The following is a 19,944-nucleotide window of genomic DNA, read 5'->3' on the forward strand; positions in this document are numbered from 1 at the left end:
GTAAGATTACGCCCCCGCGCACTCCCGCTGCGCGGGCCAGAGCTCCCCAGCGAGGGGGCTTTTCCCGTTGGCCGGCCCGACGGGAAAAGCGTGCTCACGCCCCTCGCGCCCAGCCGCGGCGACGAGAGCGGCACGGCGCATTTCCAGTTACTAGATCCGTTCCATGGCCAACAAGTTCGAACCGTTAATCACCGTTGATGAGGTGCAAGAGATCCTTGCGGAGCCCAAGGAAACGGTCAAGCAGATCACCTGGACCCCGAAACCGGCCGCTGCCAGCATCCAATGGATGGAGTTCGCCAGCCCCTGCCGAGTCAAGGGCGAGGCGCGCGACGACGTGATCTTCCGCGCCATCTACCGCGGCGCCCGCACCGTGGTGCACGGCCAGGCCACCATCTTCCTGGCGGAGGCCTTCTGCGCCAGCCTGTTCGTCGGCCCGCACCGCGTGTTCGGCGTGGATACCGACGACTCGTTCCACACCAGCCTGGTGGGCGAAGGCCGGCCGCAGTACCGCAAGCCGCTGGCGGACCGCAGCCATGAACACATCTGGGTGGACGAAGGCGAAGGCTATGCCGAGCCCGTCGTGCCCGCCCTGCACACGATCGCCGAGCTGATGCAGTATTTCCTGCCGAGGGCCAACCTCACCCTGACCGGCGGTTTCGCGCATCCCCTCAAGGGCCGTCAAATCGAACTGATCCTATGAGCAATTTCCTGGAAGCCTCCGGCTGGACCGTCCTGCCGGCGGGCGAGCACGCCATCCGCGCCATCTCGCCGATGACGCTGGGCCTGGACGGCCAGCACGCCGCGTTCTTCATTGCATACCCGGACGACGCCACGTTCTATCTCACCGACGCCTGTGAGACGTCGATGCATGCCTCCAGCTACGGCATCGAGCTGGCGCCCAAGCGCATCGACATCCTCAACGAGACGCCTGGCGTGAGCCTGGCGCACTTCGACAAGTCGGGCGCCATCGTCGCCACGGGCCCCAACGAGCAGTTGCAGGAAGCCCTGTGGGACGCGGTCAAGCTGGCCATGGCGCTGTCGTTCCAGTGCGCCAAATGGATGCCGCGCTTCAGCCAGTTGCGTTTTCGCGCCCAGGTGGGCCGGGCGCTGGCGGCCGGCGTCGGCCCCAACCGCATGGTCAAGGGCGCGCGCGCCAAGGGCAGCAGCGGCCACACCGCCGACTTCGCCTTCGCGGTGCGCGCGGCCGGCAGCACCGCGCTGACCTATATCGAGCCGATCGCGCTCAAGGCGGGCAAGAAAATGGACTGGACCCAGGTCTACCAGACCCACGGCAAGATGTCGGACGTGAAAATGGCCGATGCGCGCAACTCGCGCATGGTGATCCTGGAAGACGGCGCATCGGCCGAGGAACTCAAGAAGGCCGTGGCCATTCTGGAACAGTCGGCCAGCGTGCTGACGCTGGCCAAGACGCGCGACTGGAAGGCCGTGTTCGCGGCCGAATGAATCCTGGCGCCGCCAGGCGTCAGGACGGCACGTGGGTCAGGCCGTCGACGATTTCGCGCCCGTGCAGGATGGCGGCATGCACCGCCTCGCGCGGGCTGTAGACGAAGCCGCCTTCGGCAAAGCGCGGCACGGGGTATTCGTCGCCGCCTTCCTGCACGGCGCCCGCCTGGACCACCATGATCGAGGCGATGAAAACGGGGCCGCTGGGCAGCGTCTGAACTTCTTCGCCCGCGCCCCGGGACACCTTGGCCGTCAGCCGGTATCCCTTGTAGATCAAGTTGTTCTGATGCACTTCGGATGCCCTCTTTCTGCGATCCAGCATACCCCGGCTGTTCATGACAGTTCGGATAAGTTTTGTAACTCCGGCATCCGATAGAAACATTGTTGCAATGCGCGAATTGCGTCCCCGTTTCCGTCGGACGCGCCGCGCCGGTCGGACAATCAGGCGGTACGCGGGTGACAGCCAGATGACCCGGTCGTCGGGCCGTCACCACGCTGATCCGTCCCGGGGATTTCCCCTATGACTGTTGCGAAAGCGCACTTTCAGGCGCGTGCATGCCGGTCGCCCGCAGGTAGTCGGATCGGGTCCAGCCCCGTCCCAGCAGGAACATCCGGGTATGCAGGTCGCCCAGCACCGTCGGCGTCACCGAGGCGCCCAGGTAGGTCAGGCGCTTGCGCCGCAGGTCGACGTAGCCCAGCTCGTAGTCGCGGGCCAGCGCCAGCCACAGGCGGTGGGCGCCGGTCGACTGGCGCGCGCCGCTCATGATGCACAGGCCGGCATCCAGCCCCCAGCGATAGACCGCCGTGGCCAGCCCCATGCCCTGGTAGGGCGCGGCGTATTTCGAGTGCGGCGCGCGCACGTAGGGATCGGCGCGCCGCCCCACCTCGATCAGCCGGTTGAACACCGTGTAGCCCGCCAGCCGCCCGCGCCGCGCGTCCACCACATACACGTAATACTCGCCATCGGCTTCGCGGTAGCGAAGCACCATGCCAGGGATGTCGGTTTGAACCTCCGGCAATCCATACAAGCGGTCCGAGGGACGATTCATGCGGTCGTGGATGGCATCGAGCTCCGTCTCCACTTCATGCGGAGCATGGTTGACGTCGATGCGCAGTTCCGTCGCGATTGGCAGAATGCGGCGGAAAGCGTGCAGGGCCAGCGTAGGCAAGGCCACCTCCTGTACAGGGCAAATGCCCGATGAAAAAAGCGATGGGTGCGCCGCCCCGGCCTGCCGGCCAAGGGGCGACGCGCGATGTCGATGGGGGTGTGCGAAAACCGCCGCGGCCTCTCGCCCGCGGCAAGGCGATGTCATGACGGGCCAGGGCCTGTCCGCGCTACAAGGCGCCTCGCACCGGCCCTAGGCCGCGGCATGGCCGCCGGCGCGGCGCCAGTCCGCGCTATCGCCGGACGCCTCGTCGGGCATGCCGAAAAACGCGGGAAACTGGCGCGCGCCCTTGCGCGTGACCGACAGCGCGCGCGAATCCAGGTCCTTGTCGATCCAGCCGCGCGCGAGCAATGCGTCCAGCAGCGCGGCGCCGAGCGCGCCGCCCAGGTGCGAGCGGCGCTCGCTCCAGTCCAGGCAGGGGCAGGCGAAGCGGCGGCGGCGCTGGCGCGCCTGCGCCGCGTCCACGCCGACCTGCGCCAGCGAGGCCTCGCCCAGCGGCGTCAGCGCGTAATCGCGGCCATCGGCCGCCAGCCACTGGCGCGCCAGCATCGCGTCATGGATGCGCACGGCCAGCGTGCCGGCCATATGGTCGTAGCAGGTGCGCGCCTCGCGCAACGCCGAGGGCGTGTTGGGCTTGAACGGCGCGCGCTCGGCGCCCGCCACCACCAGCAGCGCCTCCAGCGCGCGCGCCACTTCGGCATTGGCCAGCCGGTAATAACGATGCTTGCCCTGCGCCGCCTGCTCCACCAGCCCCTGCTCGCGCAGGCGCTGGAAATGGCTGCTGGCGGTGGAGGCGCCGATCTCGGCGGCCGCCGCCAGCTCGGTGGCGGTGCGGGCCCGGCCATCGAGCAGCACGCACAGCATGCGCGCCCGCGCCGGATCGGCGATCGCGCCTGCGACGGCCGACAGGTTGATATCGGCGAACTCGGATTCCATGATTCGGTCCTGGCCAAAGTGTTGTCTACAGGGCCAAGCATACTGCGAGTCATCCCAACAAGACAGCCGGCGCCCTCGCCGCCACCCGCCATGCGCACCCCACAGCCTTTGTTTTTCGGTCGGAAAGTCCTTTATGCCACCTTCGTGCTGGCCGTCTTCGGCTGGGGCGTCGGCTTCTACGGCCCGCCGGTGTTCCTGCACGCGGTGGTACAGCGCACCGGCTGGAGCGTGGCGCTGGTGTCGGCCGCCGTCACGCTGCACTTCCTGTGCGGCACGCTGGTCGTGGCCAACCTGCCGCGCCTGTACCGGCGCTGGGGCGTGTCCGCCGTGACCCTGGCGGGGGCCATCGCGCTGGCGCTGGGCGTGTCGGGCTGGGCCCGCGCGACCGCGCCGTGGCAGTTGTACGCGGCCGCGCTGTTCTCCGGCATGGGCTGGGTCACGCTCGGCGCGGCGGCGGTCAACGCGCTGATCTCGCCATGGTTCGTCAAGCGCCGGCCGGCCGCGCTGGGCATGGCCTACAACGGCGCCAGCGTCGGCGGCGTGGTGTTCTCGCCGCTGTGGGTGTTCCTGATCGCGGGCCATGGCTTCGCGCAGGCGGCCTGGTGGGTCGGCCTGGCGATGGTGCTGGTGATCGCGGTGCTGGCGCGCAAGGTGTTCTCCGTCACGCCGCAACAACTCGGCCAGCATCCCGACGGCGTGCCGCCGGACGCGCCGGCGCAGGCTGCCGCCGCCGCGCTGGCGCGCGTGCCGCGGCTATGGCGCGACCGCGCCTTCCTGTCGCTGGGCGCGGGCATGGCGCTGGGCCTGTTCGCGCAGATCGGCCTGATCGCGCACCTGCTGTCGTTGCTGGCGCCGCTGCTGGGTGCGCAGACCGCCGGCATCGCGATGGGACTGGCCACCGCCAGCGCCATCGCCGGCCGCAGCCTGGTGGGCTGGCTGATGCCAGACTCGGCCGACCGCCGCCTGGTCGCCTGCCTGTCCTATGGCGCGCAGATCGCCGGCTCGCTGGTGCTGATGCTGGCGATGGAGCATACCTGGGCGGTGTGGACGGGCGTGCTGCTGTTCGGGGCCGGCATCGGCAATGCCACCTCGCTGCCGCCGCTGATCGCGCAGACCGAATTCGCGCGCGAGGACGCTGCGCGCGTGGTGCCGCTGATCGTGGCCATGTCGCAGGGCGCCTATGCCTTCGCGCCCGCCGTGTTCGGCCTGCTGCGCACGCTGGCCGGCCAGGGGCCGCACCCGCTGTTCTGGTTCCTGGCGGCGGCGGCGGCGCTGCAGGCCGCGGCCATCGCCTGCCTGGTATGGGGCCGCGGCGCCGCGATTCAACGCCCGGCGGTCACGCCAGCCCGCCGCGGCGGGCCACCAGACCCGCCATCACCGCATCGCCCTGCTCATTGGCCAGGCCCGCCGCCACGCCCTGACGATCGGCCACGGTGCGGTTCTGGCTGACTTTCCATTTGCCTTCGATGCGCGTGATCGCGATTTCGACGCCGACGATGGCGCGCATCTGCGCCGCGATGAAATCCTCGGGCGCGTCCTCGACGCGCCACGGCTGCGCCCGCGCCTTTTCCCGCGCCTCGGTCAGGGCGCCGATCTGCGCGCGCACCCAGGCCGGATCGTCATGGATGCGCGCGTGGCCCCAAACATGCACGGCGACGAAGTTCCAGGTCGGCACGACTTTGTGCGTCTCCGCCTTGGTGGCGTACCAGGACGGCGTGATGTAGGCCTGCGCGCCATGGAACACCACCAGGCATTCGCCGCCGGCGGCCAGTTCCTGCCATTGCGGATTGGCGCGCGCCATGTGCAGGCGCAGCACGCCTTGCGGCCCTTCCGGATAGAGCAGACAGGGAATGTGATTGGCCATCAGCCCGCCCTTCCCGCTGGTCATCAGCACCCCCAGGGGGTGCGCGCGGATGAAATCGTGCTGGACCTCGATGGAATCTTCACGGAAGGCGGACGGCAGGTACATGGCGGAATGGGCAGTGGAAAGGAAAAACACACCATAGCGCCGCGCTGGCTCCATTGCGAGAGCCATATAACCCTTAATTCATGGAGCCACAATGCGCGTGGCTCCCCGGCAACAGCGCCGCCGGCAGCGGATCACATCAACGGATCACATCAACGGCTTCCCGCGCCGCCGCGCCCGCCCACGGGATCACGCCAGCGCTTTGACCAGCAGCACCGTGGTGAAGCCGCTGTCCCACTCCTCGTCGGGATAAGTGTCGACCTCGGCATAGCCATGCTTGGCGTAGAACGCGCGGCTCTGCATATTGAAAGTGTCGGTCTCCAGCCGCGCGTCGCCGAAGCCGGCGGCGCGCATGCCGTCCTCGGCCAGCGCCAGCAGCGCCGCGCCGACGCCGCGCCGCTGCAGCGCCGGATGCACGTGCAGGGCCCAGATGAAGTTCTTTTCCCAATCCACCATGCCCGCCACGCGGCCGTCGGCCTCGCAAACGTGGAACCGCGCGCCGCGCTCGGCGACGTATCGTGGGATCTTGCCGCTGTCCAGGAAGTACTGGTATTTCTGCGGCGTCATCTGCGGCCGCCAGGTGCCCGCGTAGGTTTGCGTCAATATGTCCTCGAGCGCCGCCACATCGCCGGGGCGCGCTTGCCGGATCGTCAGGAGAGTCTGGGATTGCGTCATGCGCGGCAGTGTAGCAACCCGCGCGCACGCTATCGTCGGACGCGTTCGTAGGCCTGGTTCATGCGCTCGCGCGCGGCGGTTTCATGGGCGTAGGCGCGGTCGTAGGTGGCCAGGCAGGCCGGCGTCGGATCGGGCCATTTGATCGCGGCGACGGCCGCGGTCAATTCGTCGCGCGCGCGCTGCCATTCCTTGACGGCGGCGTACCATTCCTTGGTCGTGTCCATAGTTCCCTCCCTATGTGCACGGCCCCATCGTAGTCCCGCCCGGGGCGGCGGCGACTACTGCTTTCAGCGACGCAAATGGATGAGTCCGAGCCGGCGCCGGATGGCGACTTCCCGCCGCGTGCGGCGCGCTCCCGGCCCGCCGCGCCAGCGCGCCGCGCCGCGCCGCGCAGCGCGGCCAAGGTAAAATGTTCGGATGCAATCGGGACAGGCCTCGCGGCAGGCGCCGCGGCGGTCCCTTGCAAGGATGCCGCCGACGCGGCCTCCCGCCAGCGCCGCCATGACGCCGCGGCCCGCACGGGCCATTAAAGCAATGCGCTCATGCGGTGAAATCCAGACACCAAGCCTCCAGAAATGAACGCTGCGACGCCGCGGCGGTCGTACGGTAGCCGGCCCGCCGCGCCACCGCCCGCCGCACCGCGCCCGCGTCGCCGCCCCAACCGCTTCCTCATATCACGATGTGATGAATATTGACGTCAACCCTCACTTACTCACGGCCACGGCAAATGCTACTGTTCCGCCTGTGCAAGGAGTACAAGCAATGGATCAGAAAACGAAACCCTGGGCCTTTCCCAAACCCCATCCGGAAAACACCCCGCGGGGCGAACGAAACAAACAGGAGTTCGACACGCCGCCGGTGAACGAAACGCCCGCGGCCAAGCCGCGCGGCAAGAAAAGCGCCACCACGGCCGCCGCCGCCAAATCATGACGCGTCATTGACGGTCGTCCGCCCATGCGCCCGCCCGCCGCCGCGCCGCGCCCCGCCGCCTTCACGCGCCCGATCCGTGGCCCGCGAAGCCTGAAGCCGCCTCGCGCGCAAGCGCGGCGGCTGCAAGAATCGTGAACGCATTCATGAATCCGGCGCTGCAAGGCGCCGGCCGGATCACCGGCGTGTTCTTCCACCCGGCCGGCGACATCGTCGCCGTGGCCTCGGCCTTTCCCCTGCTGATCAACCCGCCCGCGCGCGCCGCCTATGGCGGCGCCGCGCTGCGCTATCGCGTCGGCCTCTATCGCCGCGGCGACCCCGCGCCGTTCGCGGCCTGCGACGCGTCGCGCCTGCCCGTCAACGACATCGCCTTCCATCCGGACCAACCCGTCATCGCCATCGGCGCGGGCAGCTACGACGGCGGCTATATGTTCGAAGGCGAGCTGATCGCCTGGAACTGGGACAGCGGCGCCTGCCATCGCCCCTTCCTCAACGTGCCGGAAGTGGTGCGGTGCCGCTACCTGGAGGACGGCCGCATCCAGGCCTGGGTCCGCCCCTGGGACGAAGCGTGGGACGAACAGGACGACGATGCCCCCGCGGCGTTCGAAACGCTGCTGCGCGTCGAGACCGCCGCAGGCGTGGCCACGCCTGAACTCGACCCCGCCACCGCCACCCTCGACCGCGCCACGCCGCCTGATGCCGACGACGCCGCCCGGCGCCTGGCCGACTGGCTGGGCCTGCCCGACCTGGGCCTGCGCGGCGCCATCTGGGATCTCGCCTGGCTCGACGCCGACACGCTCGCCGCGGTCCACGACAACTGCCTGCTCGACCGCTACCGCGTGGACGGCGCGCTGCTCGCGCGCCACGACGGCGGCGGCCGCGGCGCCGAGATCCTGCCCACCACGCCGCTCGTCGTGCACGCGATCGCCCCGCCCGATCCCGCCGCCCGCTTCCGCCGCGACTCGCGGTTGTACGCGCTGCGCGACGGCGAGCTGACGACGGTGCGCGACGAAGATGGCCAGTACACCTTCTGCGCCAGCGCCGACGACCGCCTGCTGGGCCGCCGCGACCGCGTCGATGCGCGCCGCCGCGCCGCTGGCGACGTCCTGCTCGATGCCACCCTGACCGAAGCACGGCGCCTCGATCTCGGCCACTACGACTGCTTCAACCACTACATCGGCATCAACGGCGCGCCCGATCTGTTCGCGCTGCAGGGCACGCCGCCCGATTCGCACGAAGGCAAGCACCTGTGCCGGGTCCACGCCGATGGCCGCATCGAGCGCCTCTGGCCATTGCTCAAGCCGGATGGCACGTCCGCCAGCCACGCCATGGAATGCCGCGGCGCCTACATCGACGACGCGCTCGGCGCGGGCGTGGTGATCGCCGGCAAACACTACTCGCCCACGGTCGGCAACAAATATCGCGGCTTCATCTACCGCAAATCGCTGGCGCGCGGCCAGGAACGCTGGCGCCATGCCACCCCGGCCTCGGCCAGCGCCATCGTGGTGGCCGACGGCCTGGTGCTGGCGGCCTTCCTCGACGGCACCCTGATGCTGATCGACGCCGCAAGCGGCGACCTGCTGCTGGCCTCCCGGGTCCGCATCGGCGGCATCGCCACCGTGCTCTATGCGCTTGCCGCGCACGGCGGCAGGCTGGCCGTCGGCACCCTCGACGGCCGCATTGCGCTGGTCGACCTGGCCACCCTGCGCACCCTGCGCGCGACCCGCGGCCGCATCGATCTGGCATGATGGGGCCATCGCGGGCGCCGCCGCCCGCTTCCCCTGTACCGATCATCCACGCCCATGCACTACACCCAGGACCCCGCCACCCCGCCCGCCCCCACCGTCAGCTTCGACGACTTCATGAAGGTCGACATCCGCGTCGGCACCATCATCGCCGCCGATCCCTTCCCCGAGGCGCGCAAGCCGGCGTACAAGCTGACCATCGATTTCGGCGCCGGGGTCGGCGTCAAGAAAAGCTCGGCGCAGATCACCGGCCGCTACACGCTGGAGCAACTGCCGGGCAAGCGCGTGCTCGGCATCGTCAATTTCCCGCCGCGCCAGGTTGGCCCGGTGCGCTCCGAGGTGCTGGTGCTGGGCCTGGCCGATGCCGCCGACCAGACCGTACTGGTGACGCCCGAGCTAGACGTGCCCAACGGCGCCCGGCTGACCTGAACCTGGAAATTCGGTCCGCAAGCGCCTGCGTCGACACGCTGGGCGCTCCGGGCCACGGGTAAGACGAATGCCCGCCACGCACAGGGCGGGCGCGCCGATCTCCAGAAAATAGCGGACGGAATGACCCCGTTCACGCCTTGGGATCGGGCTATCCTCACACGCTTGTTGCGACGCATACGCATGACCCGCCCCTGTCCGGCCGGTTCCGCGCGCCGCGACGCCCGCCCGCGCGACGGGCCGGGCACGACGCGAACAGGATGCACGACCCATGGCCTTGAAACACTACCGCGACCTCGACGTCCACGAAGCCGCGAAGGCCCGCATCCGGCTGGTGTTCCAGCACTTCGAGCAGGTCTGCGTCGCCTTCTCCGGCGGCAAGGACAGCTCCGTCACCCTGCACCTGGCGCTCGAGGTCGCGCGCGAAATGGGCCGCGGCCCGGTGCACGCGGTCTTCATCGACCTCGAAGGGCAATACCAGGCCACCATCGCCCACGTCGCGCACATGTTCGACCGCGCCGACGTCCGCCCCTGGTGGATCTGCCTGCCCATCAACCTGCGCAACGCGTCGAGCCTGCGCGAACCCTACTGGTGCACCTGGGAGCCCGGCCGCGAGGCCGACTGGATCCGGCCGCTGCCGCGGCATCCGTCCGTCATCAGCGATCCCGGCTATTTTCCGTTTTACCGCCACCGCATGGAATTCGAGGAATTCGTGCCCGAATTCAACCAATGGCTGGCGCGCGACAAGGCCACCGCGTTCCTGGTCGGCATCCGCTCCGACGAGTCGCTCAACCGCTATCTCGCCATCAAGCGCCGCACCAAGAAATGCGCCTGGACGCCGCCCGGCGCGCACAAGCCGCTGCCCTGGAGCACGCGCGACAAGCAGCGCGACAACGCCGTCACCTTCTTCCCGATCTACGACTGGAAGTTCGAAGACCTGTGGCGCTACACCGGCGAAAACGGCCACGCCTACAACCGCCTCTATGACCAGATGCTGCGCGCCGGCGTGCCGTATTCGCAGATGCGCATCTGCCAACCTTACGGCGACGACCAGCGCAAGGGGCTGGACCTGTTCCACAAGCTCGAGCCCGAGACCTGGTTTCGCGCCGTCAAGCGCGTGCAGGGCGCCAACTACGCGGCGCGCTATTGCCGCCAACGCTTCCTCGGCTATCGCGGCGGGCTGGGCCTGCCGCCCACTTTCGATACCTGGCGCCAGTACAGCCAGTTCCTGCTCGACAGCATGCCGGTCGCGCTGCGCCAGGTGTACGCCCGGCGCATCGACGTCTTCATCGCCTGGTGGGAACAACGCGGCCATCCGCTGGCGATGTGGCCCGACGCCGGCATCCCCGACCTCGAAAATCGCAAGGCGCAGCCCTCCTGGCGCCGCATCGGTCTGTCGCTGCTCAAGCAGGACATGGCGCGATCGCTGTCGTTCGGCCCGGCGCGCTGCGACATCGACAGCCTGCTTCCCGTGCCTGCGCGCGCCGCACCATGACGCATCCCCTGAAACACTACGATTTCCTGCTGCTGCGCTCGTACGACGACGAACGCGCCTTCTTCGCGCAGATGGGCCGCTTCTTCGCCAGCGCCACCGTGCGTCGCGACTGCGGCGGTTATCCCTTGAACGACAGTCCGCGGCACCGCTGGTTCATCGTCAGGCGGAAAAGCCACGCCCGCGTGCTCGGCTTCGTCAGCATCGAACTGCTGAGCGACACGGTGCGCATCCGCGACGGCTACATCCGCCCCGAAGCGCGCCAGTTGGGCCTGTTCCGGGCGCTGCGCCAGCGCGTGCTCGACTACATCGACGGTCTGGACCAGCCCTGCACCCTGCGCGTGCCATGGCTCAGCGCCGAGCTGCTGCAACCCTACGGCTTCCAGCCCCACACCAGCCGAGGCAACTGGATCACCTTGAAAAGGAATGCCCATGCCACTTCTCGACAGCCTGGAGAGCCGGGCCAGGATGCTGTTCAACGAACTGGACAGCCTGCCGATCCGCCAGCGGATCGAAGCCATCAACCGGATCCGCCTGTGCCTGCATGAGCACAGTCCCTTCGCCGCCGAGCCGGTCGATTGCGTGCAATGGGTCCCCGGCGAGCGGATCGAGGCCAACGACTACAACCCCAACAGCGTCGCGCCGCCCGAAATGCGGTTGCTGGAGCTGTCGATCGCCGCCGATGGCTACACCCAGCCCATCGTCGCGCACCAGGCGGGCCCCGCCCGCTACGTCGTGGTGGACGGCTTTCACCGCCAGCGCGTGGGCAAGAAGAAGGGCCCCATCCGCCAGCGCCTGCAGGGCTACCTGCCTATCGTGGTCATCCGCCACGGCCGCGCCGGCGCCGCCGACCGCATCGCCGCCACCATCCGCCACAACCGCGCGCGCGGCGTGCACGGCGTGATGCCCATGACCGATATCGTCGTGCGCCTGCTCAAGGCCGGCTGGAGCGACGCCGACATTGCCCGTCAGCTCGGCATGGACGAAGATGAGGTCCTGCGCTTCAAGCAGGTGTCGGGCCTGCCGGAACTGTTTCTCGATCACCGCTATTCGCGCTCCTGGGACTGAGCCCGGCCGCGAGGGCCAGCGGCACGCTCAGGCGGCAGCGCAGGCCCGCGCCCGGCGTCGACTCCAACGCCAGCGCGCCGCCGTGGCGCCGTGCGATGGCGGCCACGATCGACAGTCCCAGGCCCGCGCCCTCGCCCTGGCGCCCGCCGCGCCAGAACGGCTCGACCGCCCGCGCGCATTGCGCCGGGGTGAGCCCCGGCCCGCGGTCGCGCACCGTCACCACCAGATCGGCCGCCGCGATCGAGACGTGGACCTGGACATCGGCGTGCGCCGGTGAGTACTTGAGCGCGTTGTCCACCAGGTTGCGCACCGCGCAATCGAGCAGCGCATCCGGCAACGCCGCCCAGGGCCGGCTGGCGGGCAGATGCCAGCGCACCCGCGCCGGCTTGCGGCTGGCCACCCGCGCCAGCACCGCCAGCGCATCGCAGGCCGCGTCGGCATCATCGCCGTCGGCGCGCGCCAGCATCAGCAATTGCTCGATCAGGCGTTCGAGGCGCGCGGTGCCCTGCAGCGCATGCGCGACCGCCTGGCGGCTGGCCGCATCGCCGGCCATCGCCGGCAGGCGTTCCAGCACCTGCAGGTGCGCCTTGATGGCCGTGACCGGCGAGCGCATCTCGTGCGCCGCGTGGTCCGAGAAATGCCGTTCGCGCAGCAGCATGTCCTCCATGCGCTGCGACAGGTGTGTCAGCGTCTGCGTGAAAGGCATGAGTTCGCGCGGCACCTTGTCGCCGGGCAGGTCGTGCGCCGGCCACGGCGCTTCGCACGCCAGCCGGCGGCGCAGCCCTTCGACCAGCGCCAGGCCGCGGCCGACGCCGAACCACAGCAGCGCAAAACCCACCAGCAGACCGGCCACGCCGGGCAGCAGCGCGGTCCAGGCCATCTCTCGGCGCAGCTCGGCCCGGATGTCCGTGCGGCAGGCCGTGGCGACGCGCATGCCCTCGGCCTCGACGGCATAGGTGCGCCAGGTGGCGCCCGCCCGGCTGAACGAGCCGAACCCCAGCGGCGCCGCCTGCAGCGCCAGCGAGGCGCGCGCCCGCGCCACCGTGAACGCCGGGGTCGCGCCAGCGCCGAAGGCGCCGACCTCGCACGCGATGCCGCCGCGCGCCGGCGCGCCGCTGGCGGCGGCCATGTCCGGCAGGCCGACCGCCGCGTCGCGCGGCCATTGCGTCACCAGCCGCGTCACCATCGCCGCCGACGCCGCCAGCCGGGAGTCCAGCGCCGCGTCCAGTTGGGCGCTGGCGTGCTCGAACATCCACAGCGTGACGGCGCCGCCGACCACCAGCCAGACGACGCCGAGCAACATCGACAGGCGCGTGCGCAGACTCACGGCGACGGCATCCCCAGCCGGTAGCCCCAGCCGCGCACGGTCTCGATCAGGTCGGCGCCGAGCTTGCGGCGCAGCTTGTGGATGTGGACGTTGACGGCATTGCTCTCGACCCGGTCATCGAAGCCGTACAGGCTGTCGCGCAACTGATCCATGGTGAGGATCTGCCCGGGATGCTGCAACAGCGTACTGAGCAGCGTCAGCTCGCGCCGCTGCAACGCGATGCGCTTGCCGTCCAGCAGCACTTCGCCGCGCGACACGAACAGCGTCAGGCGGCCGTGCTCGATGCGATCGGTGGTGTGCCCGGCGGTCCGCCGCATCAGCGCCTGCAGGCGCGCGCCCAGTTCGTCCAGGTCGAACGGCTTGAGGACGTAGTCGTCGGCGCCGGCGCGCAGCGCGTCGACCCGCTGCGGCACCGCCGAGCGGGCCGTCAGCACCAGCACCGGCAGGTTCAGGCGGCGCGCGCGCCATCGCGCCAGCAGCCCCATGCCGTCGCCATCGGGCAGCCCGAGATCCAGCACGCAGGCGCCGAAATGCGACGTCTGCACCGCCAGGTCGGCCTGCCGCAGGTTGCCGACCACGTCCACCACGAACCCTTGCAACCCCAGGCCCGCCTGGATGGCCAGCGCGATGGAGGCGTCATCCTCGACCAACAAAATCCGCATGGCAGAAACCCCATCCCGGCACGTTATACTTATTTGAAGTAATAAGTTAATTTCTAAAAGTAATTAATGATGGTGACCGCGACCCTGCTCGGGCTGTGCATCGGCGTCTCCCTCGGCCTGACCGGCGCCGGCGGCGGCATTCTGGCCGTGCCCGCACTGATGTTCGGCCTGGGCCTGACGCTGACGCAGGCGGCGCCGGTGGCGCTGATCGCCGTGGGCATCGCGTCGGCGGTCGGCGCCCTGCAGGGCCTGATGCGCGGGCTGGTGCGCTACAAGGCCGCCATGTTGATGGCCGCGGTGGGCGCACTGACCGCACCGCTGGGATTGTCGCTGGCGCGGCGCTTGCCGGCGCATTGGCTTAGTCTGACTTTTGCAGCGGTGATGCTGCTGGTGGCCGCCCGCATGGTGCAGCAATCGCGCCGCCGCGCGCCGGCCCCGGGCGCGGCCGACGCCCCGCGCAAGGCCTGCCGGCTCTCGCCCGAAACCGGCCGCTTCGTCTGGAACCGCCTGACCGCCGTCACGCTGGGCGGCATCGGCGCCGTATCCGGCCTGTGCACCGGCATGCTCGGGGTCGGCGGCGGCTTCATCATCGTTCCGGCGCTGACGCACTTCAGCGACGCGCGCATGATCAGCATCGTCTCGACCTCGCTCATGGTGATCGCGCTGGTATCGGCCGCCACGGTCAGTTCCGCCCTGCTGCACGGACTGACGCTGTCGACCGCGCAATGGACCTTCGTGGCCGCGGCCATCGCCGGCATGACGGCCGGCCGCGCGCTGGCGCCGCGCGTGCCGCAAGCGGTGCTGCAGCGGGTATTCGCGGCGGTCTGCGTGGCGGTCGCCGCCGTGCTCGCCTGGCGCGCCTGAGCCGCTCCTCCTTTCGGCCTTTCCTTCCCGCCTTTCCTTCCCGCCGATCCTGCCGGACGCCCCTCATGGGCGTCCTCCGAGGGCGTCCTGACGGACGCCCACCGGGGCGCTCCGACGCCCCCTCTCGATATCTGACGCGAGTTAATGCTCAGATAATCCGCGCTATGCAAGATTCCGTCCATGACGGGAACATCACATATTCCTCCGCACGCCTGGCGCCTCAGCGCGGCCAGGCCTCTTGAACCAACGCCTCGACATCTCATGCGAACGCAATAGCTTCTCATTCGGGCTGATGAAAAAACGGCGCCACGCCGACCCATCATTTTCCGAGCCCGGCCTATCCGTTTTTTCAACCTCTGCGCGGCCAACCGCGCAGGCTAGCTCCCTCGGATATCAATAAGGACTATCCATGCTTAAGAAGACGCTCCTCGCCACTGCAACCACCGCCGCCCTGCTGGGTCCGGTCGCGGCATTCGCCGCCGGTGAATTCGGTCAAGGCACCATCACTTTCACCGGCTCGATCATCGAAGCGCCGTGCAGCATCTCGGCCGCCGACTCCGCCCTGAACATCGACCTGGGCCAGATCTCCCGCAAGGACCTGGTCGGAACTGGCAAGTTCTCCGCTTCGGTGCCGATCACCATCCACCTGACGGGTTGCTCGTTCGAAGCGGATACCGGCGCAGGCGCCAACGCGAACGGCAAGCTTTCCAAGGTCGGCGTGTCTTTCGCCGGCACCACGTCCGACGCGGCCAAGGGCATGCTCACGAACACGGGCAACGCCGCCAACGTCGCGGTCCAGATCCTGGGCAAGGACAACGCCACCGCGGTCAACTTCAACACCGCCCCTACGGCGGCCACGGCCCAACAACTCACGGCGGGCAACACCAACGTGCTGAACTTCTTCGCCCGGCTGGCATCGACCGCCGCCACCGGCGTCACGGCCGGTACGGTGAGCAGCTCGGTCACCTACACGCTGACGTATTTCTAAGCGGCCAGACGCCGCCATTCCGTGCGTACGGAACCCCGCCGCCATGGCGGCGGGGATTTCCAACGCGCGCTTTCCGTACCGAGGTGGCCGCGATGCGGCGCCACATCGACGCCGAGGTTTTCCGGCAGTCTCTCACGCCGGAATATGGCAAAAAACATCATGACCCTGGCCCGCTTGGCATCCATCATGGCAATCAGTACCTATGTGCTGTCGGCGCACGCCACGGAGTTCAGCAGTGGCTTTCTGAACACCAAGGACAAGCGCAACGTCGACCTGTCCACCTTCAGCCGCGACGGCTACGTGGCGCCAGGCACCTACCTGGTCGACTTCTACCTGAACCAGCGCCTGCTCCAGGCCCAGTACCAGGTCAAGGCGGTGCCGGTGATAGACGACGGCACGGTGTTCTGTGTCACTCCGGCAATGCTCGAGATGCTGGCCCTCAAGGACGACGCCGCGGCGCGGCTCGCCAATGTCAACACCGACGCCGGCCCCTGCGTCGACCTCGACACCCCTGACAGCAAGGTCGCCTACAGCCCGGACAGCCAGTCGCTGACCGTGACGGTGCCGCAGGCCTGGTTGCGCTACCAGGACCCGGACTGGGTGCCGCCGGCGCGCTGGAGCACGGGCGTGAACGGCGTGATCCTCGACTACAACCTGCTGGCCAACCGCTATATGGCGCAGCAGGGCAGCAACTCGTCCAGCTACACCCTGTACGGCACCGCCGGCCTGAACCTGGGCGCTTGGCGCCTGCGCAGCGACTACCAGTACAGCCGCCACGACAGCCACGGCAAGTCGCAAACCAACGCCATCCTGCCGCAGACCTACCTGTTCCGGCCGCTGCCGCAATGGGAATCGAAGCTGACGCTGGGCCAGACCTACCTGTCGTCCTCCCTGTTCGACCCGATCCGCTTCGCCGGCGTCACCCTGGCCAGCGACGAGCGCATGCTGCCGCCATCGCTGCAGGGCTATGCGCCGCAGGTGACCGGCATTGCCAACAGCAACGCGCAAGTGACCGTCAGCCAGAGCGGCCGCCTGCTCTACCAGACCCGAGTGTCGCCCGGCCCCTTCGTCCTGCCGGCGCTGAACCAGAACATCAGCGGCAATCTGGACGTCACCTTGACGGAGAGCGACGGCAGCACCCGTACGTGGCAGATCACGACGGCGAGCGTGCCGTTCATGACGCGCAAGGGCAACCTGCGCTACCAGGTTTCGGCCGGACGGCCGCTGTTCGGCGGCCGCGCCAACAACCACGTGGTCAGGCCCGGCTTCATGACGGCCGAAGCCACCTGGGGCGCGTTCAACGATACCTCGCTGTATGGCGGCTTCGTTGCCACCCAGGACGGATACCGGGCGCTGGCGCTGGGCGCCGGCCAGAACTTGGGCCGGCTGGGCGCCCTGTCGGCGGACGTGACGCGCTCGGACGCCCGGCTGCCGTTCGCCCATGCCCCGCGCCGCACCGGCTACAGCTACCGGGTCAACTACGCCAAGACCTTCGATGGCCTGGGCAGCACCATCGCCTTCATGGGCTACCGATTCTCCGGCCGGCACTTCCTGTCGCTACCCGAATACGTCATGCGCTCGGTGCTGCGCGACGAATTCTTCCGCGACGAGAAGCAGAGCTACACGGTGGCATACAGCCAGCACATCCAGCCGCTGGACATGAGCGTGTCGCTGTCGCTGAGCCGGCTGAACTACTGGAACGACTCGGCGACCAACAACCACTACATGATCACGCTCAGCAAGAACGCCAACATCGGGCCGCTGCGCAACATCAACATGTCACTGTCGCTGGCCCGTACCCAGAGCTTCTATGGCCAGGCCGAGAACCAGATCTACGCCACGATCAGCATCCCGATAGGCGACAACCGCCAGTTCAGCTATGGCTACCAGCGCAGCGGCGACAGCCTGATGCAGCACACGGTCGGCTACACCGACTTCAGCCATCCGAACACCACCTGGAACCTGAACGCGAGCGACGAACGCTACTACGACTCGCGGCGCCAGAGCATGAGCGGCAGCATCCAGAGCCGCACGCCCTATGGCCGAGCCAGCGCCGACTTCACCGTGCAGCCCGGCCAATACCGCAACGTCGGCCTGAGCTGGTATGGCTCGATGACGGCCACGGCCGCGGGCGCGGCATTCGGCCAGCCGGCCTCCGGCAACGAACCGCGCCTGGTGGTCGACACCGACGGGATCACTGGCGTGCCGGTGGACTACGGCAACGGCGTTACCAATCGCTTTGGCATCGCCGTGGTCAACAACGTGTCGAGCTACCGCGAAAGCAACGTCGCGGTGGACGTGAACGCCCTGCCCGACGACGTCGACGTGGCCGACTCGATCATCAGCCAGGTGTTGACCGAGGGCGCCATCGGCTACTCCCGCATCCGCGCCAGCCAGGGCGAGCAGGTGCTGGGCCATGTCCGGTTGAGCGACGGCAACGCCCCGCCGCTGGGCGCCCTGGTGCTGTCCTCCCGTTCCGGCATGACGGCCGGCATGGTGGGCGACGAGGGGCTGGTCTATCTGAGCGGCGTGACCGCGGAAGACCGCGACGCGCTCACCGTGACCTGGGCTGGCGAAAAGGAATGCCACCTGACCCTGCCCGCGCCCGCGGCGCTGGCCCAGGGCCCGCAGCCGCTGCCCTGCCAATGAGACCTGATATCCCGCATCCCATGACGTTCATTTTGAAAGCGAAAACATGAAACTCAGACATATCACCGGACCGCTGCTCTGCGCCTGGCTCGCCTTGCCCGCCCTCTGCCAGGGCGCGGTCAATGTGGATCGCACCCGCATCATCCTGGGCACCGAACAGAAGTCGGTCTCGGTGGTGCTGACCAACGAAAGCACCGATACCCCCTACCTGGCGCAGGCCTGGGTCGAGGACCAGGACGGCAAGATGACCGACGACCTGCTGGCGCTGCCCCCGCTGCAACGCATTGACGCGGGCAAGAAGGCGCAGGTGCGGATCATGCAGATGAGCGCCGCGGCCAAGGCCCGCCTGCCGCAGGACCGCGAGACTCTGTTCTATTTCAACGTGCGCGAAATCCCGCCGGCGCCAAAGGACAAGGACGCCAGCCTCCTGCAACTGACCACGCAGAGCCAGCTCAAGCTGTTCATACGGCCGCCCAAGCTGGGCGAGCGCGGCGAGGCGGCGCCGGAACAGGCCCTGCAGGCGCGCACCGATGGCCGCACCCTGACGCTCAAGAACACGTCGCCCTATTACCTCACGGTGATGTGGCTGGGCACGGACAGCAAGCAACTGCTGCCCGGCTTCGACACGCCGATCATGCTCGCGCCGCTGTCCGAGCAAGCGGTCAAGGCCCAGTTACCCGCGGACGCCAAGCAGTTGATGATGGGCAATGTCGACGACTACGGCGGCATGCGCGTCAGCCGCTACCACTGTGCGGCGGGGGTTTGCGTATTCAAGGAACGGGTCAAGGAATAGGGACGCGACCCGCGCACGCTTTTTCACGGTTGCGGACCGCCAGATACGGTCCGCGACCATTCATGCACTTTCCACAGAGGAAACACAGGAGTCACCCATGATCAAGAAATCCACTCTCGCCCTCGCCGCCGCTGTCGCGTTCAATTCAGCGCCGGGATTTGCGGCGGGCACCAGCGGCTCCGGCACCATCACCTTTTCGGCGACGGTCATCGAAGGGCCTTGCTCCATCTCCGCCGCCGACAGCAACATGACGATCGACCTGGGTCAGGTCTCCCAGCGCATGCTGAATGGCCCCGGGAAATTCTCCGACTCGGTGCCCGTCGTCATCCACCTGACGGGCTGCTCGTTCGACGAGGATACGGGGACCACCCCCAACCCGAACGGCAAATTGTCCAAGGTGGCGGTCCAGTTCCTCGGCACCTTCACGAACACCCAGCTGGGCAAGATCTCCAGTACCGGAACCGCCACCGCCGTCGCCGTGCAGTTGCTCGAGAGCGATGGCACCACGCCCGTCAATCTTGCCGCCACCCCCAGCGCCGCGAACGCGAAGCAACTGACCGGCGGCGGCAACGAGCTGCGCTACTGGGCCCGCATGTCCGTTGTGGGCGGACCCGGAGCGGTCACGTCGAGCACGGGCTCGGTCCAGGCAAACGTCACCTACGCGTTGGCCTACTTCTAAGCGACGCACTCGCGAGGGCCGGCGGCCGCCGCGCGCCAGCCCTCGCCGCGATCGGCGAAACGTTTTACCCGAATCCATTCTGCCAAATATCCGCGACCGAAACGGCATATTCCGTTG

Annotated in this window: 22 protein-coding genes; 14 read left to right on the plus strand and 8 right to left on the minus strand. The window is 68.6% G+C overall.

Annotation, left to right across the window (positions count from 1 at the left end; translation table 11 throughout):
* Window positions 1-163: 163 nt before the first annotated feature.
* Entirely contained in the window at window positions 164-700 is a 537-nt protein-coding gene (locus AAID08_RS20290) for a hypothetical protein (protein WP_064524197.1), read from the plus strand.
* Complete coding sequence (locus AAID08_RS20295; protein WP_054486619.1) at window positions 697-1,464, plus strand: hypothetical protein; 768 nt, start codon at window positions 697-699, stop codon at window positions 1,462-1,464. The genes AAID08_RS20290 and AAID08_RS20295 overlap by 4 nt, the downstream gene beginning before the upstream one ends.
* A 19-nt stretch (window positions 1,465-1,483) precedes the next feature.
* Here the strand turns inward: AAID08_RS20295 and AAID08_RS20300 are convergent, their stop codons facing one another.
* The 3 genes from AAID08_RS20300 to AAID08_RS20310 all read right to left on the minus strand — a co-directional run bounded on the left by AAID08_RS20300 (window position 1,484) and on the right by AAID08_RS20310 (window position 3,566).
* Window positions 1,484-1,756, minus strand: coding sequence for a hypothetical protein (locus AAID08_RS20300; protein ID WP_081273436.1), 273 nt, complete (start codon window positions 1,754-1,756; stop codon window positions 1,484-1,486).
* 226 nt (window positions 1,757-1,982) lie between these two features.
* Window positions 1,983-2,633 carry a hypothetical protein gene (locus AAID08_RS20305; protein WP_054503132.1) on the minus strand — a complete coding sequence of 217 codons (651 nt, stop codon included), beginning with the start codon at window positions 2,631-2,633 and terminating at the stop codon, window positions 1,983-1,985.
* Window positions 2,634-2,822: 189 nt separating this feature from the next.
* Window positions 2,823-3,566 (minus strand): helix-turn-helix transcriptional regulator, encoded by a 744-nt coding sequence (locus tag AAID08_RS20310; protein ID WP_064524193.1) that lies wholly within the window; start codon window positions 3,564-3,566, stop codon window positions 2,823-2,825.
* Window positions 3,567-3,656: 90 nt separating this feature from the next.
* On the opposite strand from AAID08_RS20310, the gene AAID08_RS20315 reads away from it, so the two are divergent.
* Window positions 3,657-5,015 carry an MFS transporter gene (locus AAID08_RS20315; RefSeq protein WP_395756837.1) on the plus strand — a complete coding sequence of 453 codons (1,359 nt, stop codon included), beginning with the start codon at window positions 3,657-3,659 and terminating at the stop codon, window positions 5,013-5,015.
* Here AAID08_RS20315 and AAID08_RS20320 read toward each other — a convergent pair.
* The 3 genes from AAID08_RS20320 to AAID08_RS20330 form a co-directional block, all read right to left on the minus strand.
* Window positions 4,903-5,535, minus strand: a complete 633-nt coding sequence (locus AAID08_RS20320) for an FMN-binding negative transcriptional regulator (protein WP_395756838.1) — start codon at window positions 5,533-5,535, stop codon at window positions 4,903-4,905. The two genes, AAID08_RS20315 and AAID08_RS20320, sit on opposite strands and share 113 nt — an antisense overlap.
* Window positions 5,536-5,721: 186 nt before the next feature.
* A complete protein-coding gene (locus tag AAID08_RS20325; protein ID WP_054503135.1) occupies window positions 5,722-6,207 on the minus strand; it encodes a GNAT family N-acetyltransferase in 486 nt (161 codons plus the stop codon).
* A gap of 29 nt (window positions 6,208-6,236) precedes the next feature.
* Window positions 6,237-6,431 (minus strand): hypothetical protein, encoded by a 195-nt coding sequence (locus AAID08_RS20330; protein WP_054503136.1) that lies wholly within the window; start codon window positions 6,429-6,431, stop codon window positions 6,237-6,239.
* Between the two features lie 460 nt (window positions 6,432-6,891).
* On the opposite strand from AAID08_RS20330, the gene AAID08_RS20335 reads away from it, so the two are divergent.
* From AAID08_RS20335 to AAID08_RS20360, 6 genes are all read left to right on the plus strand, one after another.
* Complete coding sequence (locus tag AAID08_RS20335; protein ID WP_155755497.1) at window positions 6,892-7,137, plus strand: hypothetical protein; 246 nt, start codon at window positions 6,892-6,894, stop codon at window positions 7,135-7,137.
* Between the two features lie 131 nt (window positions 7,138-7,268).
* Window positions 7,269-8,882, plus strand: a complete 1,614-nt coding sequence (locus AAID08_RS20340) for a PQQ-binding-like beta-propeller repeat protein (protein WP_395756839.1) — start codon at window positions 7,269-7,271, stop codon at window positions 8,880-8,882.
* Window positions 8,883-8,936: 54 nt separating this feature from the next.
* The gene (locus AAID08_RS20345) at window positions 8,937-9,308 is read left to right on the plus strand and encodes a tRNA-binding protein (RefSeq protein ID WP_054431565.1); all 372 of its coding nucleotides are present in this window, start codon (window positions 8,937-8,939) and stop codon (window positions 9,306-9,308) included.
* 268 nt (window positions 9,309-9,576) lie between these two features.
* Complete coding sequence (locus AAID08_RS20350; protein ID WP_395756840.1) at window positions 9,577-10,800, plus strand: phosphoadenosine phosphosulfate reductase; 1,224 nt, start codon at window positions 9,577-9,579, stop codon at window positions 10,798-10,800.
* Complete coding sequence (locus AAID08_RS20355) at window positions 10,797-11,345, plus strand: N-acetyltransferase (protein ID WP_116792002.1); 549 nt, start codon at window positions 10,797-10,799, stop codon at window positions 11,343-11,345. Before AAID08_RS20350 ends, AAID08_RS20355 begins: the two co-directional genes overlap by 4 nt.
* Window positions 11,230-11,865, plus strand: coding sequence for a ParB/RepB/Spo0J family partition protein (locus AAID08_RS20360; RefSeq protein WP_054503139.1), 636 nt, complete (start codon window positions 11,230-11,232; stop codon window positions 11,863-11,865). Before AAID08_RS20355 ends, AAID08_RS20360 begins: the two co-directional genes overlap by 116 nt.
* Here the strand turns inward: AAID08_RS20360 and AAID08_RS20365 are convergent.
* Both AAID08_RS20365 and AAID08_RS20370 read right to left on the minus strand, forming a co-directional pair.
* Window positions 11,801-13,192, minus strand: a complete 1,392-nt coding sequence (locus AAID08_RS20365) for a HAMP domain-containing sensor histidine kinase (RefSeq protein ID WP_144654647.1) — start codon at window positions 13,190-13,192, stop codon at window positions 11,801-11,803. The genes AAID08_RS20360 and AAID08_RS20365 overlap by 65 nt on opposite strands.
* Window positions 13,189-13,854, minus strand: a complete 666-nt coding sequence (locus AAID08_RS20370; protein ID WP_269873033.1) for a response regulator — start codon at window positions 13,852-13,854, stop codon at window positions 13,189-13,191. Before AAID08_RS20370 ends, AAID08_RS20365 begins: the two co-directional genes overlap by 4 nt.
* 66 nt (window positions 13,855-13,920) lie before the next feature.
* Here AAID08_RS20370 and AAID08_RS20375 point away from each other — a divergent pair, with 66 nt between their 5' ends.
* From AAID08_RS20375 to AAID08_RS20395, 5 genes are all read left to right on the plus strand, one after another.
* The gene (locus AAID08_RS20375; protein ID WP_175166597.1) at window positions 13,921-14,718 is read left to right on the plus strand and encodes a sulfite exporter TauE/SafE family protein; all 798 of its coding nucleotides are present in this window, start codon (window positions 13,921-13,923) and stop codon (window positions 14,716-14,718) included.
* Between the two features lie 409 nt (window positions 14,719-15,127).
* On the plus strand, window positions 15,128-15,706 hold the full coding sequence (locus AAID08_RS20380; RefSeq protein WP_064526124.1) for a fimbrial protein: 579 nt from the start codon (window positions 15,128-15,130) through the stop codon (window positions 15,704-15,706).
* 186 nt (window positions 15,707-15,892) lie between these two features.
* Window positions 15,893-18,355, plus strand: a complete 2,463-nt coding sequence (locus tag AAID08_RS20385) for a fimbria/pilus outer membrane usher protein (RefSeq protein ID WP_244976805.1) — start codon at window positions 15,893-15,895, stop codon at window positions 18,353-18,355.
* 46 nt (window positions 18,356-18,401) lie between these two features.
* Window positions 18,402-19,148, plus strand: a complete 747-nt coding sequence (locus AAID08_RS20390; protein WP_175166595.1) for a fimbria/pilus periplasmic chaperone — start codon at window positions 18,402-18,404, stop codon at window positions 19,146-19,148.
* 97 nt (window positions 19,149-19,245) lie between these two features.
* On the plus strand, window positions 19,246-19,827 hold the full coding sequence (locus AAID08_RS20395; protein WP_116791999.1) for a fimbrial protein: 582 nt from the start codon (window positions 19,246-19,248) through the stop codon (window positions 19,825-19,827).
* Window positions 19,828-19,944: the final 117 nt, after the last annotated feature.

Origin of the sequence: Achromobacter sp. EB05 (assembly GCF_044232075.1) — a bacterium.
Taxonomy (GTDB): Bacteria; Pseudomonadota; Gammaproteobacteria; order Burkholderiales; family Burkholderiaceae_B; genus Achromobacter; species Achromobacter dolens.